This window comes from Klebsiella terrigena, from assembly GCF_006539725.1.
Taxonomy (GTDB): Bacteria; Pseudomonadota; Gammaproteobacteria; order Enterobacterales; family Enterobacteriaceae; genus Klebsiella; species Klebsiella terrigena.
This window is the reverse complement of record NZ_BJNO01000010.1, coordinates 42,680-58,808: the sequence shown is the minus strand read 5'-3', so window position 1 is coordinate 58,808 and position 16,129 is coordinate 42,680. Positions and strand designations below refer to the sequence as shown.

The following is a 16,129-nucleotide window of genomic DNA, read 5'->3' as shown; positions in this document are numbered from 1 at the left end:
GGCAGCTGGCCGAGGTTAACCCTTACGGGCGTCAAGCTGCCCGAGCGCCTCTGCCATGCGCTGCTGGGCAAATTTACCGGCAACAACGCGGCGGCCAGCCTGCTGGAAGTGGCGCCGCTGCCCTATCGTCAGGAAAACTACGTCACCTGTCTGGATTCCGGCGCCTGGGCCGCGCGATGCTTATCCGGGCTACAGGCTACGTAGCCGGATAAGGCGCGTTGCGCTACCGTGCGGGAAATTCCGCGAGAAGGGGTTATTCCGCCGTGCCGGCGTAAATATCAAACCGATGGCCCTTGGTGACCACCGCGTTCGGCGTGGCGACATCCGCCAGCGGCGGCGCGTAGTCAGGCCGTTTGACCACCACCCGTTTAGTCGCCAGCAGGCGCGCCGGCTCCAGCAGGCCGTCGGCGTCTAAATCCGGCCCCACCAGCGACTGAAAGACGCGCATCTCTTTTTTCACCAGCGCGCTTTTCTGCTTGTGCGGGAACATTGGGTCGAGATAGACCACCTGCGGTCGCGGGGCAATATCGCTCAGCGCCGTCAGGCTCGAGGCGTGAATAAGCTGCAGACGCTGCTGCAGCCACGGGCCAATTTCCGGGTCGGCATAGCCGCGGGCCAGGCCATCATCGAGCAGCGCCGCCACCACCGGGTTACGCTCCAGCATCCGCACGCGGCAGCCTACGCTGGCGAGCACAAACGCGTCGCGCCCCAGCCCTGCCGTGGCGTCCACCACCTCCGGCAGATAGTCGCCCTTGACGCCCACCGCTTTGGCCACCGCCTCGCCGCGTCCGCCGCCGAACTTACGCCGATGGGCCATCGCCCCGCCGACAAAATCAACGAAGATACCGCCAAGCTTCGGCTCGTCGCGCTTACGTAATTCCAGATGCTCCGGCGTCATCGCCAGCGCCATCAGGTTGTCTTCGTCATGCTCCAGCCCCCAGCGGGCGGCAAGAACAGATAAGGCGCCGTCTCCGGCGCCCGTTTCATCAATTAAGCAGATTTTCACTTCCGCTTTACCCTAAATAATTCGCGTTGCCTCAGGACAACAAGGGAACAAATCCCCGGCAACGAACGCAGCGTAGGTTCCCGGGGTGAGTGAGTGCAGTTGCCGCAGAGGCAGCCTGAAGTATGGCGGGTAAATTAGCCCTTAATCCCGTAGTGATCCAGCATCGCGTCCAGCTGCGGCTCACGGCCGCGGAAGCGTTTGAAGAGGATCATCGGCTCTTCAGAACCGCCGCGACTCAGGATGTTATCGAGGAACGACTGGCCGGTTTCGCGGTTGAAAATCCCCTCTTCCTCAAAGCGGGAGAAGGCATCCGCCGCCAGCACGTCGGCCCACAGGTAGCTGTAGTAGCCCGCCGCGTAGCCGCCGGCAAAAATGTGGCTGAAGGCGTGCGGGAAGCGACCCCACGACGGGCCAGGCACCACGGCGACCTGCTTTTTGATCTCCGCCAGCGTCTCGAGGATTTTCGCCCCTTGCTCCGGCTGATACTCCGCATGCAGACGGAAGTCGAACAGGCCGAACTCCAGCTGGCGCAGAATAAACAGCGCGGCCTGGTAATTCTTCGCGGCGAGCATTTTTTCCAGCAGCGCCTGCGGCAGCGGTTCGCCGGTCTCGTAGTGGCCGGAGATAAACGCCAGCGCCTCCGGCTCCCAGCACCAGTTCTCCATGAACTGGCTCGGCAGCTCAACCGCGTCCCACGGCACGCCGCTGATGCCGGACACGCCCGGGGTATCGATGCGGGTCAGCATGTGGTGCAGGCCATGGCCAAATTCGTGGAACAGAGTGATCACTTCATCATGGGTAAACAGCGCCGGCTTGCCGCTAACCGGACGGTTAAAGTTGCAGGTCAGGTAGGCCACCGGTTTCTGCAGCGAACCGTCCAGCTTGCGCATCTGGCCGACGCAGTCGTCCATCCACGCGCCGCCGCGCTTGTGCTCGCGCGCATAGAGATCGAGATAGAAGCTGCCGCGCAGTTCGCCTTTTTCGTCATACAGCTCGAAGAAGCGCACTTCCGGGTGCCAGACGTCAACATCGGTGCGCTCTTTGGCGCTGATGCCGTAAATGCGTTTAACCACTTCGAACAGGCCGTTAACGGCTCTGTTTTCCGGGAAATAGGGGCGCAGCTGCTCATCGCTGATGCTGTAGAGATGCTGCTTCTGTTTTTCGCTGTAGTAAGCGATATCCCACGGCTGCAGCTCATCAATGCCAAACTCCGCTTTGGCGAAGGCGCGCAGCTGGGCCAGCTCTTTCTCCCCCTGCGGACGGGCGCGCTTCGCCAAGTCGGTCAGGAAGTCGAGCACCTGCTGCGGGTTTTCCGCCATTTTGGTCGACAGCGATTTTGACGCGTAGCTGTCAAAGCCCAGCAGCTGCGCCAGCTCGTGGCGCAGGGCGAGGATCTCCGCCATCACCGGGCTGTTATCCCATTTGCCGGCGTTCGGTCCCTGGTCAGAAGCGCGGGTGGAGTAGGCGCGATAGAGCTCTTCGCGCAGCGCCTGATTGTCGCAGTAGGTCATCACCGGCAGGTAGCTTGGGATATCGAGGGTCAGCAGATAGCCTTCCTGCTCTTTAGCCTGCGCCTGGGCCTGAGCCGCGGCCAGCGCGCTCTCCGGCATCCCGGAGAGCTCGGCTTCATCGGTGACCAGCTTGCTCCAGCCCATGGTGGCGTCGAGCACATTGTTGCTGTACTGGTTACCCAGCTCGGAGAGGCGCGCGGCAATTTCGCCGTAGCGCTTCTGCTGCTCTTTTGCCAGGCCAATACCGGAGAGTTCAAAATCACGCAGCGCGTTATCCACCGCTTTTTTCTGGGCGGTGTTGAGGGTGGCGTAGTGGTCGCCGTCGCGCAGGTCGCGATACGCCTGGTACAGGCCTTCGTTCTGGCCCACCCAGGTGCTGTATTCCGACAGCAGCGGCAGGGTTTGTTCGTAGGCTTCACGCAGCTCCGGACTATTTTTTACCGAGTTCAGATGGCTGACGGGAGAAAAAATACGCCCCAGCACGTCGTCAACTTCCGCCAGCGGCTGGCACAGCGTCTCCCAGCTATAGGGCGCGCCCTGCGCCACGACGCTCTCTACCGCTGCCCGGCAATCGTCCAGCGCTTTGGTGACCGCAGGCACCACATGCTCCGGCTTGATTGCAGAAAAAGGCGGCAACGAAAAAGGCGTCAGTAATGGATTGGTCATATGCGCAGTCCTGTTGAAAAGGGGAAATGAAGCGCGCGTTCCGGCGCTTTAGCATGAGATCTAGAATGGGGGATAGTTGGGTGAATTTCAATGTCGTGCGATGCGCAGAGCCGGGTATTGCTGCAATAAGCCCGGCCGTTGAGCAAAATCCCGGCGGGCGCGCTGCTTCGCCGGGCTGGGTGAGATTAATGCGCCTTCTGCGCCATCTGCCAGGCGGCAGGCAGGTTGAGGCGCTGCCAGAACTGCTGGTCGGCGGTCTCTCCCGACAGCGGATAGCCGGCCGGTAGCGCGCTTTTCACCATCAGCGCCCGACGCTGCGCGGCGGAAAGATGCGGCAAGGCGGCCTCCAGCAGCACCTCGGCCCCTTCCGGTACCTTCAGGGCCGGCTTCTCGCCCTTCTGCTGCGGCAGATCGTAGGTCATAGTGAAGCGATAAAAGGCGTGCATGGCCGGGTCGCGGTACGGATCGTCCTTGCCGGCGGTTTTCGCGCATTCGGCAAGCGAAGTGCCGCACTCTTTCTCCAGCGCGGCGCGCAGCTGGTCGCGCGCCTCGTTAAACAGCGCGCGATATTTTGCATCGTTCAGATAGTGGGCGACGTTACGCTGCGCCACCATCCGCGAGCCCATCACGTCCAGCGGATAGTGCACGCCGAGCACGATCCGCGAGTAGCCGTAGCGCGCGCCGCGGGTCACCAGCGCATCGAAGCGCTCCGGGATCATTTCGGCCATCAGCAGGGCATCGGTATAGCCGGTATTGGTGTGCCCGCTGGGGAACGAGCCGCCGTCGGCGGTGTAAGGCTTGCCATCCTTCACCACCACGTCATCCGGCACCAGGTGGATGGTGTTGCCCTGAATCAGGAACGGACGCGGGTTATTGAAGTGCTTTTTCGCCGCGCCGGTGCTGACTTCGCTGGCCTTAATCAGCGCCGCCGCTTTACCCAGCTCGCCTTTGTCGTAGGCCGCAAGGAACGCTTTGCCCAGCCGGGGCCCCATCGCATCGCTGAGGAAGTAGAGATAGCTTATCCCCTCGGCATCGGCCAGCGCCTGCTGGCGGGTAGCCTGGGTAGCATCGCGGTTAATGGCGGTGACGGTGGCGAGGTTATCTTTCACCACCGAATCCGGGAGCTTGCTGAACGCCGAGAGCAGCGCAATCCCCGCCTGCTGGTTCGCTTTAGCCTGAAAATCGTAGCCGCTGGCCTTAAGCCAGGCTTTATCCGTCTGGGTTTTATTCTGTTTTGCGTGCTCCAGCTGGTCGCGGGTGAGGGTTGCGGCATCCCCTTTCAGCGCCTGGCGTAGCGCCGCCAGCGTCTGGCTTTCCAGCGCGTCAAACGCCGGACCGGCGGCCGCAGGCGTCACGCTGGCGGCGATCGCCGCGGCCTGATTGAGCGGAAGGTCTTTAGCCAGCGCCGGCAGCGCCAGGATCAGCGCCGACGTCAGAAGTGTGATTTGCAGTTTCATTATTTTTCCTTTTATTCAAACGATTACCTTGCCTGCACGCGACGCTAGCGCGACCGTTTGACGCTTTTATGACACCGTTATGTTTTGCAACGCTTTTGCCACAATTGAAACAGCACGGCGCTACAGCGGTAATCCGCACGGATCTGCGGTAAACTATCGGTTATCTTGTTTAATTCCCGGAATCTCTGCATCCATGCTCAGTTATCGCCACAGCTTTCACGCAGGCAACCACGCCGACGTCCTCAAACACACCGTTCAGAGTCTGATCATTGAATCGCTGAAAGAGAAAGAGAAGCCGTTTCTCTATCTGGACACCCACGCCGGCGCAGGTCGCTACCATCTGAGCAGCGAGCACGCCGAGCGTACCGGTGAGTACATGGAAGGCATCGCCCGCATCTGGCAGCAGGATGACCTGCCGGCCGAGCTGGAGCCGTATATCTCCGTGGTTCAGCACTTCAACCGTAGCGGCCAGCTGCGCTACTACCCTGGCTCCCCGCTGGTTGCCCGCCAGCTGCTGCGCGAGCAGGACAGCCTGCAGCTGACCGAGCTGCACCCGAGCGACTTCCCGCTGCTGCGCTCGGAGTTCCAGAAAGACGAGCGCGCGCGCGTAGAAAAATCCGATGGCTATCAGCAGCTGAAGGCAAAGCTGCCGCCCGCCTCCCGTCGCGGTCTGATTCTGATTGACCCGCCGTACGAAATTAAAAGCGATTACCAGGCGGTGGTGACCGGCATTCATGAAGGCTACAAGCGCTTCGCGACCGGCACCTATGCGCTGTGGTATCCGGTGGTCCTTCGTGCGCAGATTAAGCGCATGATCAAGGAGTTAGAAGCAACCGGTATTCGTAAAATCATGCAGATTGAGCTTGCCGTGCGCCCGGACAGCGACCAGCGCGGCATGACCGCGTCGGGGATGATCGTGATCAACCCGCCGTGGAAGCTGGAACAGCAGATGAACAACGTTCTGCCGTGGCTGCACAAAAAGCTGGTTCCGACCGGCATCGGGCACGCAACGGTCAGCTGGATCGTCCCGGAGTAATCGCAGTCATCGGCGGAACCTATTGATTTACGGTATACAATCGCAGCATTCAGATATTAAGGATATGACTCATGAGCAAACATTATGACTACATTGCTATCGGCGGCGGCAGCGGCGGCATTGCCTCCATCAACCGCGCGGCGATGTACGGCCAGAAGTGCGCCCTGATTGAAGCGAAAGATCTGGGCGGCACCTGCGTTAACGTCGGCTGTGTACCGAAGAAAATAATGTGGCACGCGGCGCAGATCCGCGAAGCGATTCACCTGTACGGCCCGGACTACGGTTTCGATACCACCATTAACCACTTCGACTGGGACCGACTGGTTGCCAGCCGCAGCGCCTACATCGACCGCATTCATACCTCCTACGACAACGTGCTGGGTAAAAATAAGGTCGACGTGATTAAGGGCTTCGCCCGCTTTATTGACGCCAAAACGGTGGAAGTCAACGGCGAAACCCTGACCGCCGATCATATCCTCATCGCCACCGGCGGCCGTCCGAGCCACCCGTCAATTCCGGGCGTAGAGTACGGCATCGACTCCAACGGCTTCTTCGAGCTTCCGGCGCTGCCGAAGCGCGTGGCGGTTGTCGGCGCGGGCTATATCGCGGTTGAGCTGGCGGGAGTGATTAACGGTCTCGGCGCCGAGACGCATCTGTTCGTGCGCAAGCACGCGCCGCTGCGCAGCTTCGATCCGCTGATTGTCGAGACGCTGGTTGAGGTGATGAACGCCGAAGGCCCGCAGCTGCATACCAACGCCATTCCGCAGTCGGTGGTGAAAAACGCCGACGGCAGCCTGACCCTGACCCTCGAAGATGGCCGCAGCCAGACCGTCGATTGCCTGATTTGGGCCATCGGCCGCCAGCCGGAGACCGATAACTTCAACCTCAAGGCCACCGGGGTGGAAACCAACGACAAAGGCTATATCGTCGTGGATAAGTTCCAGAACACCAGCGTGCCGGGGATCTACGCGGTGGGCGATAACACCGGCGCGGTCGAGCTGACGCCGGTCGCCGTTGCCGCCGGCCGCCGTCTCTCCGAGCGTCTGTTCAACAACAAGCCGGAAGAGCATCTGGACTACAGCAACATCCCGACCGTGGTCTTCAGCCACCCGCCAATAGGCACCGTCGGCTTAACCGAGCCGCAGGCTCGCGAGCAGTACGGCGACGAGGCGGTGAAGGTCTATAAATCGTCCTTTACCGCGATGTATACCGCCGTCACCTCGCACCGCCAGCCGTGCCGCATGAAGCTGGTCTGCGTCGGTCCGGAAGAGAAGATTGTCGGTATTCACGGCATCGGCTTCGGCATGGATGAAATGCTGCAGGGCTTTGCGGTCGCGCTGAAGATGGGCGCCACCAAGAAGGACTTCGACAACACCGTAGCGATCCACCCGACCGCCGCGGAAGAGTTCGTGACCATGCGCTAAACGTCAAGGCCCCGTACTCACGGGGCTTTTTTCAACGCCTCATGGCGCAGCCGATAAGCCGTTCCCGCCGCCTGATTTTGCAAAATCGCATGCCCGATGTAGTTACTCCAGTTAAAGCTATTTTGCAGCACCACCACCGCATTCTGGTTCGCTTTATCAAAGCCGATATAGCTGGAATAGCCGCCGATGTAGCCCACCTGATAGGTAATCTTCTGCCCGCCGATCGTATCGGTCACCCAGGCAATATTCGCCGCCTCCGTCTGCCGCGGATAGTAGTCGTGGACAACGTCGGTGAAGGCTTTATCCAGCGCCGGATTGCCGGTCGGTGAAAAGTGGGCGCGGGCGTAAGCGATGAGGTCGCGGGCGTCGCTGTACAGGTTTGCCGCCCCCACCATATTGTTGCTGAACTGCCAGTCCGGCGTCAGCGCACCGCGGGTTTTAAATTTCGGCTGATCCCCCGCATGCCCGAGGGCGCGCCGGGAGTATCCGCGCAGCGTTGACGGCACGAAGCTGGTGTTATGCAGGGCCAGCGGCTGGAAAATCATCCGCGATGCCAGCGCCTCAACGGATTCTCCGGTCTGATATTTGAGGATGTAGCCGAGTATGGCGTAGCCGAGATTGGAGTACTCAGGCTCGCGCACCAGCGGCGCGTTGAAGGTGCTGAGATAGCCCAGCGCACCGTCGCCGTCGAGCTCGTGATAGAAGTTTTCCCCATCGCTCAGGTAGGCCAGCAGATGCTCCAGCGACAGCAGGTTCATTGGCTGGCGCGGCAGTCCGGAGGTGTGCGTCACCAGCTGCAGGAGCGTGATGTTTTTGGCGTCTGCGCTCAGCCGGGTCTCCGGCGGCAGCAGCATGGCGAGCGTATCGTCCCAGTGCAGCCGCCCCTCATTGACCAGCAGGGTGATCGCCTCGGCGGTAACCCCTTTGCTCAGCGAGCCGAGGGCAAAGAGCGTATCCGGGGTAATCGGGTAGCGATTTTTGGCATCGGTCACGCCGTAGCAGTGAAATTCCGCCGGGCCGTTATGACGGATAATCGCCACCACCACGCCGCTCACCTGCTTGCTCTGCATATAGTGGTTGACGAAGGTATCGACGGAGAGCCGATGCCCGTTTTGCCCTACCTGACTGGTTTCGTCAGAAGGGACACTCATTTGCGAAAGCGTTCCGGAGCATCCGACAAGCAGCACAGACGCCAGCAACACAGGGCTCAACCGCCTGCTCAAACCATACCTTCCTGCCGTACGCGCTACCGGGTGGATAAAAAAGGGACGCAGATCGTAACGGCAGTGGTCGGTGATTGCAAAGCGAATAGGCTGAATTTAACGTCCGCGGCGCTGTAAAGCTGGACGTTTTTTTATCCTGCCGTCACGCCATGCCGTTGTTGCCGTGGCGCATAAACGCCGGGCGCTGGTTGAGCGCCATATACCAGCGTTCGACGGCCGGCATCTCCGGATGGGCAAAAGGCGTCATTTTCCAGCGATGGACCGACAGCCCAAGGACGATATCCGCCAGCGTAAACCGACCGCCGGCCAGCCAGCCGCCGGTTTGCTGAAGCTGCTGGTCCACTATCTGCACGCAGCGGGTCCAGCTGGCAATGCTCTCTTTCAGCGCCGCCGGGTCCTGAAAGCGCGGGTCCTTGCGCACCAGCCCCATAAACGCATAGCGCCAGGCGTTGTTAAACTCCGTTGCCTGCCAGTCCATCCAGTGCTCAACCTCGGCCGCCGCCTGCGGCGCAACGGGCAGCAGATCCTCCCGTCCGGCCTTACGCGCCAGGTAGCGACAAATACTGTTCGATTCCCACAGCACAAAGTCATCATCCAGCAGAACCGGCACCAGGGCGTTCGGATTCAGCGCGCGGAACTCCGCGGTATCAATCGGCTGAAATCCGCTGCCGTAATCCTCCTGCTGATACTCAAGGCCCGCTTCTTCGCAGGTCCACAGCACTTTACGGACGTTAATTGATGAGCGTTTACCCAATATTGTTAGCATTGTCAGGGATTCCTTAACTAAAGAGACGTTTTATTCACCATACTCCATCGGCTACGCGAGTACAGCCAACAAAGAGTAGCCCGTCGGATAATGTGTCGATACTCGTCATGCTTCACGCTGCGTCCCGGTCACTTACCTGCGCTGCCGCCTTCCTGCAACGCGAATAATTTAGGTTATAGTGGATGCTTGCCTTTTTTGCCGATACAGGAGCCCGTGATGCTGACCCCCTTTAACGTTTTAACCCCGGGAAATATTCGTTTTGGTCGCGGCCTGGCGCCGAGCGCTGCGCCCTGGCTGGCCCAGCGCAGCGACAAGGTGCTGCTGGTACACGGCGCCAGCCCGCAGCGGGCCGACTTTCTGCTGGCCGAACTTCGCGCCCATGCGCTGGAGGTGACGACCCTCTCCATCGCCCATGAGCCCGACCTGCAGGCGATCGAGCAGGGTGTACGCCTGGCGCGCGAAAGGGGCGTCGGGGCGGTGGTAAGCCTCGGGGGCGGCGCGGTGATCGACGCCGGGAAGGCCATCGCCGCGCTGGTGCCGGCATCCGGGGAGGTTATCGAGTATCTGGAAGTGGTCGGCAGCGGCCGGGTGCTGGAAGCGCATCCGCTGCCCTTTGTCGCTATCCCCACCACCTCCGGCACCGGCGCCGAGGTGACGAAAAACGCGGTGATTAACGTCGTGCAGCAGCAGCGTAAGGTCAGCCTGCGCGATGACCGGATGCTGCCGGACCTGGCGATCGTCGACCCGTCGCTTACCGATAACGCGCCGCGGGCGGTAACCCTGGGCTCCGGCCTCGATGCGATCGCCCAGCTTATCGAACCCTGGCTGTGCACCCGGGCCAACCCGTTTACCGACGCCCTGTGCCGGGAGGCGATCCCGCGCGGCATCAAGGCGCTGAAAACGCTAATGACAAAAGAGTGCCCGCAGAGTCGCGATGAAATGGCGTGGGCCAGCCTGTGCGGCGGCCTGGCGCTGGCCAATGCCGGTCTCGGCGTTGTTCACGGCCTGGCGGGGCCGCTGGGCGGCCTGAGCAACGCTTCCCACGGCGCGCTGTGCGGCTGCCTGCTGCCCTTCGGCCTCGCGCTTAACGAATCACTGGTCACCGATGAAGCCCTGCGCGAGCGCTTTAACGACGTGCGCCGCTGGCTGGCCGACGGGCTCAACGTGCATCCGGATACCGCCTGGGAGAGCCTGCACGAATGGAGCCGCGGCGCCGGTCTCGGCAATCTCAACGATCTGGGCGTGGCGCATCGGGCGCTTGAGCCCGCCGCGCTAGCCGCCAGCGGCTCGTCGTCGATGAAAGCCAACCCGGTCACGCTAAGCAGCGAACAACTGCTGGAGATGCTGGAAGCGGCGTGGGAGTAATCCCGCGCCTGCGCCATAAAATAAGATTTTGTTGCAAAACGATTGCTCTGAATTTTTCCACGCGATTCAGAGCACCCGTTCATAAATTAACGATATAAATCAATTAGTAATAAAAATTCCGGCTTCAGGTATTTGCACAGAAGCGTGACCTGACGCACAGTTTCCCCCACGAAAACCGAAGCGAATGACTAAGCTTAAAAGCCATGCCGGGAATATCCGGCGCCATTTAGCGACGCGATCCGGAGGTCCGTATCACTATGTCCAGCCAGACATTACGCAACGATAATAGCGATGAGTTAAAGATCGACGTCGATCTGCGCTACGAAGCCGATCCGTATGAGTTAAAACTGGACGAAATGTTCGACGCCGAACCGGAGCCAGAAATTATCGAGGGGCTGCCGGCGTCTGACGCCCTGACCCCGGCCGATCGCTACCTGGAGCTGTTCGCCCACGTGCAAAAATCGCGCATTTTCGCCGACAGCAAAACCTTCCCCGACTGTGCGCCAAAGCAGGACCCGCTGGATATTTTAATCCACTACCGGCGGGTGAGGCGCACTCCAGGGTTCGATCTGCGGCAGTTCGTCGAGGACCACTTCTGGCTGCCGGATCATCGCGCGGAAGATTACGTTTCCGATCCTAAGCGATCCCTGAAAGAGCATATCGATCACCTCTGGCCGATCCTCACCCGCGAGCCGCAGGATCATATCCCGTGGTCGTCGCTGCTGGCGCTGCCGCAGTCGTATATTGTGCCCGGCGGCCGCTTTAGCGAGACCTACTACTGGGACTCCTACTTCACGATGCTGGGGCTGGCGGAGAGCGGCCGCGAGGACCTGCTGAAGTGCATGGCGGACAACTTCGCGTGGATGATTGAAACCTACGGTCATATCCCTAACGGCAATCGCACCTACTACCTCAGCCGTTCGCAGCCGCCGGTTTTCGCCCTGATGGTTGAGCTGTTTGAAGAGGACGGCGTGCGCGGCGCTCGCCGCTACCTTGAGCACCTGAAGATGGAGTACCGCTTCTGGATGGACGGCGCCGAGTCGCTGATCCCGAACCAGGCCTATCGCCACGCGGTGCGTATGCCGGACGGTTCGCTGCTCAACCGCTACTGGGACGATCGCGACACCCCGCGCGACGAGTCCTGGCGCGAAGATGTCGAAACGGCAAAGCACTCCGGCCGCCCGCCCAACGAGGTTTACCGTGACCTGCGCGCCGGCGCCGCCTCCGGCTGGGACTACTCCAGCCGCTGGCTGCGCGATATCACCCGTCTGGCGAGTATTCGCACCACCCAGTTTATCCCCATCGATTTGAACGCCTTCCTGTTCAAGCTCGAAAATACCATCGCCAATCTCTCCGGCGTTGAGGGCGATCGCGAAACGGAAGCCGCGTTTCGCCAGAAGGCCAGCGACCGTCGGGCGGCGGTGACCCGCTATTTGTGGGATGACGACAGCGGCTGCTTCCGCGACTACGACTGGCGCCGCGAGCAGCTGGCGCTCTTTTCGGCCGCCAGCATCGTGCCGCTGTACGTCGGAATGGCGACGCATGAACAGGCGGATCGCCTTGCCGACGCGGTGCGGGCTCGCCTGCTGACCCCTGGCGGCATTATGGCCACCGAGTATGAAAGCGGCGAACAGTGGGATAAGCCCAACGGCTGGGCGCCGCTGCAGTGGATGGCGGTGCAGGGCTTTAAAATGTACGGCCAGGACCCGCTCGGCGATGAGATAGCCCAAAGCTGGCTGCAAACGGTGAACCACTTCTACAAGCAGCATCATAAGCTGATTGAGAAGTACCATATTGCCAGCGGCGTCCCGCACGAGGGCGGCGGCGGTGAATACCCGCTGCAGGATGGTTTCGGCTGGACCAACGGCGTGGTGCGTCGGCTGATAGGCCTCTACGGCGAGCCATTATAACCAGGTGCTATTCGGGCGGAGAATGTCCTGCTATGGTCACGCTATCGACCTTTGCAGGAACTCCGATCTATGCCTGAACTGCTTACGCCACGGCTGCGCTGCTCGCCGCTGCAGCTGGATGACTGGTCCTTCTTTTTAGCCCTGCAGCGCGATCCGCAGGTGATGCTCTATATTGCCGATTCGCGCCCGCTCGCCGAGATCCGCGAAGCGTTTGATTCGCGCCTGTCGCCGTGGACGCCGGGCGCCAGGCACTGGCTGTGCCTGATCGTCCGCGATCGACAAACCCACGAGCCGCTCGGCATGACCGGCTACCGGCACCACGAGGACGACTGCGCTGAGGTCGGGTTTCTGTTCACTCCCCAGGCCCAGGGAAAAGGCTACGGCTACGAATCACTGCAGGCGCTGTGCGATTTTGCCTTTTCCGCAGGCGGCGTCCGTCGCCTGACCGCCACCGTCACCGCCGGCAACATCGCTTCGAAAAGCCTGCTGCAGAAAACCGGCTTTCTGCTGGAGGGCGAGCTGCGCGAATGCTACTGGCTCAACGGCCGCTGGCATAACGACTGGCTATTTGGCCTGCTGCCGCGCGATTATCACCGGCCCGCCGCTGCGGCAGGCTAGCGCCGCCGGCAGTAGAATACGCCGCCGCGTCCGTTGCAGAGCCAATTGACGCGGCGGCCTCGCCGCTTACAGGAACATCCCGCCGGAAACCTCCACCCGCTGGGCGTTCATCCATTTCAGATCGTCGCTCAGCAGCGCCGCTATCGCATCGCCGATATCGTCCGGCAGCCCTACCCGCCCCAGCGCCGTTTGCGCCGCAATATGCTGGTTTACCTGCGTATTATCGCGCACCACGCCGCCGCCAAAGTCCGTCTCGATGGCCCCCGGCGCAATAATGTTCACCGAGATCCCGCGCGCGCCCAGCTCTTTTGCCTGGTAGCGGGTCAGTACCTCCATTGCCCCTTTCATTGCCGCATAGGCGGCGTAGCCCGGCAGCGCGAAACGGGCCAGCCCGCTCGAGACGTTGAGGATCCGCCCGCCGTCCTGCAGCAGCGGCAGCAGGCGCTGGGTCAGAAAGAACGGGCCTTTGAACTGGATATTCATCAGCTCGTCAAACTGCGCTTCGCTGGTCTGTGCAAAGGCGACGTTGATACCAATCCCGGCGTTGTTTAATAAATAATCAAAGGTGCCGCGCTGCCAGCGCTGCTGCAGGAGCGTCTTCACCTCGAGAGCAAAGCTTTCGAAGCTCGACGTATCGGCGACGTTAAGCGCTAATGCCGCAGCTTTAACCCCTTTTTGTTCGATTTCAGCGACAACTTCCAGCGCCGCCTGGCGGTTGCTGTGGTAGGTGAGGATAATATCGGTTCCCTTCGCCGCCAGCTTCAGCGCCGCGTTTTTTCCCAATCCACGGCTGCCGCCGGTCACTAAAGCAATACGTTGTGTCATCAGAAACCCCTTATCAGTTGCGTTTGCATCGTGAAAGAGCTTATTAGCTGACAGAAAAACAATAAATACGCTAAATTACGTTTTACTGTTTCCCTGGCAACAACAATAGGTCTCGGGTATGGATAAAATTCACGCAATGCAGCTGTTCATTCGCGTGGCGGAGCTGGAGAGCTTTTCCCGCGCCGCCGACACCCTGGGCCTGCCGAAAGGCAGCGTTTCGCGCCAGATCCAGGCGCTGGAAAGCCACCTCGGCGCGCGCCTTCTGCACCGCACCACTCGCCGGGTGCAGCTGACTCAGGACGGGATGGTCTACTACGAGCGCGCCAAAGACCTTCTGAGCAACCTCGAGGAGCTGGACGGCATATTCCAGCACGATCCCTCCAGCATCAGCGGACGACTGCGGGTAGATATGCCGGTCGGCGTGGCAAAAAAGCTGATCATTCCGCGGCTGCCGGCCTTTTTGCAGCAGTATCCGGGGATCGAGCTTGAACTGAGCAGCAGCGACCGGCTGGTTGACGTGATCCGCGAAGGTTTTGATTGCGTCGTCCGCGTCGGTACGCTGAAAGATTCCGGCCTGATCGCGCGTCCGCTGGGTAAGCTGACGCAAATTAACTGCGCCAGCCCGCAGTACCTGGCGCGCTTCGGCTATCCGCACTCTCTTGACGATCTCGGCGATCATGCCCTGATCCACTATGCCAGCACCCTTGGCGTTCGCCCGGTGGGTTTTGAGGTCGTCAGCGACGGCGCCGTGCGCTGGGTAAAAACCGGCGGCATACTGACCGTCAATAGCACCGAAACCTATCAGGCCGCCTGCCTCGCCGGGCTGGGCATTATTCAGGTTCCGCGCACCGGCGTTCGCGAAGCGCTGCGCACCGGGGAGCTGATAGAAATTCTGCCGCAATACCGCGCCGAACCGCTGCCGGTCTCGCTTATCTACCCACATCGGCGCAATCTTTCGCGTCGCGTCCACCTGTTTATGGAGTGGCTGGGTGGCGTGATGAAGGGCTACGTCGACTAGCGCACGGCGGGCCCGTTTCGCCAGAGTCAGGATGCGGGTTTACCGCTCCGCCGCCGCAACCGGCGTTTTGCGTATATAATTTTTGCTGAATCTCGCTGTAAAAAAAGGAAGAAATAACTGATGACACCGGAAAACGACGCGACACGCCCGGCCCAGGATCCGGGCCAGCAGCCGGAAAAGAGTAAAAGCACGCTGGCCGCCATCAACGAATCCGCCGTGGGACAGAAAGCGAACCAGGCGCTGAAAAGCGTGACCGGGACGGCGGAAAAGGTCCAGCGAAATCCGATTATTGCGCACCTGATCCGCGCGGCAGAGCGCTTTAACGACCGCCTGGGTAATCAGTTCGGCGCGGCCATCACCTACTTCTCGTTTCTGTCGATGATCCCGATACTGATGGTCTCCTTCGCCGCCGCCGGCTTTGTCCTCACCTGGCATCCGACGCTGCTGCAGGACATCTTCGATAAAATCCTGCTCAACGTCAGCGATCCGACGCTGGCGGCAACGCTGAAGAACACCATTAATACCGCGGTTCAGCAGCGCACCACCGTCGGCCTGGTTGGGCTGCTGGTCGCGCTTTATTCCGGCATTAACTGGATGGGCAACCTGCGGGAAGCCATCCGCGCCCAGTCCCGCGACGTCTGGGAACGTACGCCGCAGGATCAGGAAAAGATCTGGGTAAAATACTTCCGCGACTTTATTTCGCTGATTGGCCTGCTGGTCGCCCTGATTATTACCCTCTCCATTACCTCTATTGCCGGCGCCGCGCAGCAGACCATCATCTCCGCGCTGTATCTCGACAATATTGAGTGGCTAAAACCGGCCTGGCGGCTGATTGGCCTGGCGATCTCGATTTTCGCCAACTACCTGCTGTTTTTCTGGATCTTCTGGCGCCTGCCGCGCCACCGTCCGCGGCGCAAAGCGCTGATACGCGGCACGATGATTGCGGCAATCGGCTTTGAGGTGATTAAAATCGTCATGACCTGGACGCTGCCGGCGCTGGTGAAGTCGCCGTCGGGCGCCGCGTTTGGCTCCGTTTTAGGGCTGATGGCCTTTTTCTATTTCTTCGCGCGCCTGACCCTGTTCTGCGCGGCGTGGATTGCCACCGCCGAGTATAAAGACGACCGCCGGATGCCGGGGAAAACCCACGATTGATGCCGTATCGGGCTGAACGGAGAGGTATCATTCAGCCCGATCCATCATTTCAGCAGATAAATCCAACGTGTAACTTTTATTTAACCTAAACCTGGTTTTATCTGCCATTATTTTATTTATGTGAAGCATTTCATAGAAGTTATTTTTCAGGC

13 protein-coding genes are annotated in these 16,129 nt (G+C 60.5%); 7 read left to right on the top strand and 6 right to left on the bottom strand.

Translation table 11 applies throughout. The features are described 5' to 3' along the window. Positions 1-253: 253 nt before the first annotated feature. The 3 genes from rsmJ to RTE01_RS13025 form a co-directional block, all read right to left on the bottom strand. Entirely contained in the window at positions 254-1,006 is a 753-nt protein-coding gene (gene rsmJ / locus RTE01_RS13035) for a 16S rRNA (guanine(1516)-N(2))-methyltransferase RsmJ (RefSeq protein WP_041143104.1), read from the bottom strand. A 134-nt stretch (positions 1,007-1,140) separates the two neighbouring features. Beyond that, positions 1,141-3,183, bottom strand: a complete 2,043-nt coding sequence (gene prlC, locus RTE01_RS13030) for an oligopeptidase A (protein ID WP_115191708.1) — start codon at positions 3,181-3,183, stop codon at positions 1,141-1,143. Positions 3,184-3,368: 185 nt separating this feature from the next. After that, positions 3,369-4,640, bottom strand: a complete 1,272-nt coding sequence (locus RTE01_RS13025; RefSeq protein WP_134528077.1) for an acid phosphatase — start codon at positions 4,638-4,640, stop codon at positions 3,369-3,371. A 193-nt stretch (positions 4,641-4,833) separates the two neighbouring features. On the opposite strand from RTE01_RS13025, the gene RTE01_RS13020 reads away from it, so the two are divergent. Together RTE01_RS13020 and gorA are read left to right on the top strand one after the other, a co-directional pair. Further along, positions 4,834-5,676 carry a 23S rRNA (adenine(2030)-N(6))-methyltransferase RlmJ gene (locus tag RTE01_RS13020; RefSeq protein ID WP_041143107.1) on the top strand — a complete coding sequence of 281 codons (843 nt, stop codon included), beginning with the start codon at positions 4,834-4,836 and terminating at the stop codon, positions 5,674-5,676. Positions 5,677-5,747: 71 nt separating this feature from the next. Continuing rightward, on the top strand, positions 5,748-7,100 hold the full coding sequence (gorA, locus tag RTE01_RS13015; RefSeq protein ID WP_041143108.1) for a glutathione-disulfide reductase: 1,353 nt from the start codon (positions 5,748-5,750) through the stop codon (positions 7,098-7,100). Positions 7,101-7,117: 17 nt separating this feature from the next. On the opposite strand, the gene RTE01_RS13010 is transcribed toward gorA, so the two are convergent. Beyond that, complete coding sequence (locus RTE01_RS13010; protein WP_052474431.1) at positions 7,118-8,251, bottom strand: serine hydrolase domain-containing protein; 1,134 nt, start codon at positions 8,249-8,251, stop codon at positions 7,118-7,120. A 214-nt stretch (positions 8,252-8,465) separates the two neighbouring features. Next, a complete protein-coding gene (locus tag RTE01_RS13005) occupies positions 8,466-9,089 on the bottom strand; it encodes a glutathione S-transferase family protein (RefSeq protein WP_041143110.1) in 624 nt (207 codons plus the stop codon). A gap of 216 nt (positions 9,090-9,305) precedes the next feature. Between RTE01_RS13005 and RTE01_RS13000 the strand changes: the two genes are divergently transcribed. The 3 genes from RTE01_RS13000 to RTE01_RS12990 all read left to right on the top strand — a co-directional run bounded on the left by RTE01_RS13000 (position 9,306) and on the right by RTE01_RS12990 (position 12,982). Further along, on the top strand, positions 9,306-10,454 hold the full coding sequence (locus RTE01_RS13000) for an iron-containing alcohol dehydrogenase (RefSeq protein WP_134528080.1): 1,149 nt from the start codon (positions 9,306-9,308) through the stop codon (positions 10,452-10,454). Positions 10,455-10,711: 257 nt separating this feature from the next. Beyond that, entirely contained in the window at positions 10,712-12,364 is a 1,653-nt protein-coding gene (locus tag RTE01_RS12995; RefSeq protein WP_041143112.1) for an alpha,alpha-trehalase, read from the top strand. 69 nt (positions 12,365-12,433) lie between these two features. After that, positions 12,434-12,982, top strand: a complete 549-nt coding sequence (locus tag RTE01_RS12990) for a GNAT family N-acetyltransferase (protein WP_041143113.1) — start codon at positions 12,434-12,436, stop codon at positions 12,980-12,982. A 66-nt stretch (positions 12,983-13,048) separates the two neighbouring features. Here the strand turns inward: RTE01_RS12990 and RTE01_RS12985 are convergent, their stop codons facing one another. Next, entirely contained in the window at positions 13,049-13,807 is a 759-nt protein-coding gene (locus RTE01_RS12985) for an SDR family NAD(P)-dependent oxidoreductase (RefSeq protein ID WP_041143114.1), read from the bottom strand. 118 nt (positions 13,808-13,925) lie between these two features. Here RTE01_RS12985 and RTE01_RS12980 point away from each other — a divergent pair, with 118 nt between their 5' ends. Both RTE01_RS12980 and yhjD read left to right on the top strand, forming a co-directional pair. Then, the gene (locus RTE01_RS12980) at positions 13,926-14,825 is read left to right on the top strand and encodes a LysR family transcriptional regulator (protein ID WP_134528083.1); all 900 of its coding nucleotides are present in this window, start codon (positions 13,926-13,928) and stop codon (positions 14,823-14,825) included. A gap of 120 nt (positions 14,826-14,945) precedes the next feature. Further along, positions 14,946-15,977, top strand: a complete 1,032-nt coding sequence (gene yhjD, locus RTE01_RS12975) for an inner membrane protein YhjD (RefSeq protein ID WP_041143116.1) — start codon at positions 14,946-14,948, stop codon at positions 15,975-15,977. The last annotated feature ends 152 nt before the right edge of the window (positions 15,978-16,129 follow it).

Excerpts from the sequence above, each read along its gene's own strand:
- RTE01_RS12995 (WP_041143112.1), top strand. The coding sequence starts at position 10,712 with ATGTCCAGCCAGACATTACGCAACGATAATAGCGATGAGTTAAAGATC.
- RTE01_RS12980 (WP_134528083.1), top strand. The coding sequence starts at position 13,926 with ATGGATAAAATTCACGCAATGCAGCTGTTCATTCGCGTGGCGGAGCTG.
- RTE01_RS13020 (WP_041143107.1), top strand. The coding sequence starts at position 4,834 with ATGCTCAGTTATCGCCACAGCTTTCACGCAGGCAACCACGCCGACGTC.
- prlC (WP_115191708.1), bottom strand. The coding sequence starts at position 3,183 with ATGACCAATCCATTACTGACGCCTTTTTCGTTGCCGCCTTTTTCTGCA.
- RTE01_RS13005 (WP_041143110.1), bottom strand. The coding sequence starts at position 9,089 with ATGCTAACAATATTGGGTAAACGCTCATCAATTAACGTCCGTAAAGTG.
- RTE01_RS12985 (WP_041143114.1), bottom strand. The coding sequence starts at position 13,807 with ATGACACAACGTATTGCTTTAGTGACCGGCGGCAGCCGTGGATTGGGA.
- RTE01_RS13025 (WP_134528077.1), bottom strand. The coding sequence starts at position 4,640 with ATGAAACTGCAAATCACACTTCTGACGTCGGCGCTGATCCTGGCGCTG.
- yhjD (WP_041143116.1), top strand. The coding sequence starts at position 14,946 with ATGACACCGGAAAACGACGCGACACGCCCGGCCCAGGATCCGGGCCAG.
- gorA (WP_041143108.1), top strand. The coding sequence starts at position 5,748 with ATGAGCAAACATTATGACTACATTGCTATCGGCGGCGGCAGCGGCGGC.
- RTE01_RS13010 (WP_052474431.1), bottom strand. The coding sequence starts at position 8,251 with ATGAGTGTCCCTTCTGACGAAACCAGTCAGGTAGGGCAAAACGGGCAT.
- RTE01_RS12990 (WP_041143113.1), top strand. The coding sequence starts at position 12,434 with ATGCCTGAACTGCTTACGCCACGGCTGCGCTGCTCGCCGCTGCAGCTG.
- RTE01_RS13000 (WP_134528080.1), top strand. The coding sequence starts at position 9,306 with ATGCTGACCCCCTTTAACGTTTTAACCCCGGGAAATATTCGTTTTGGT.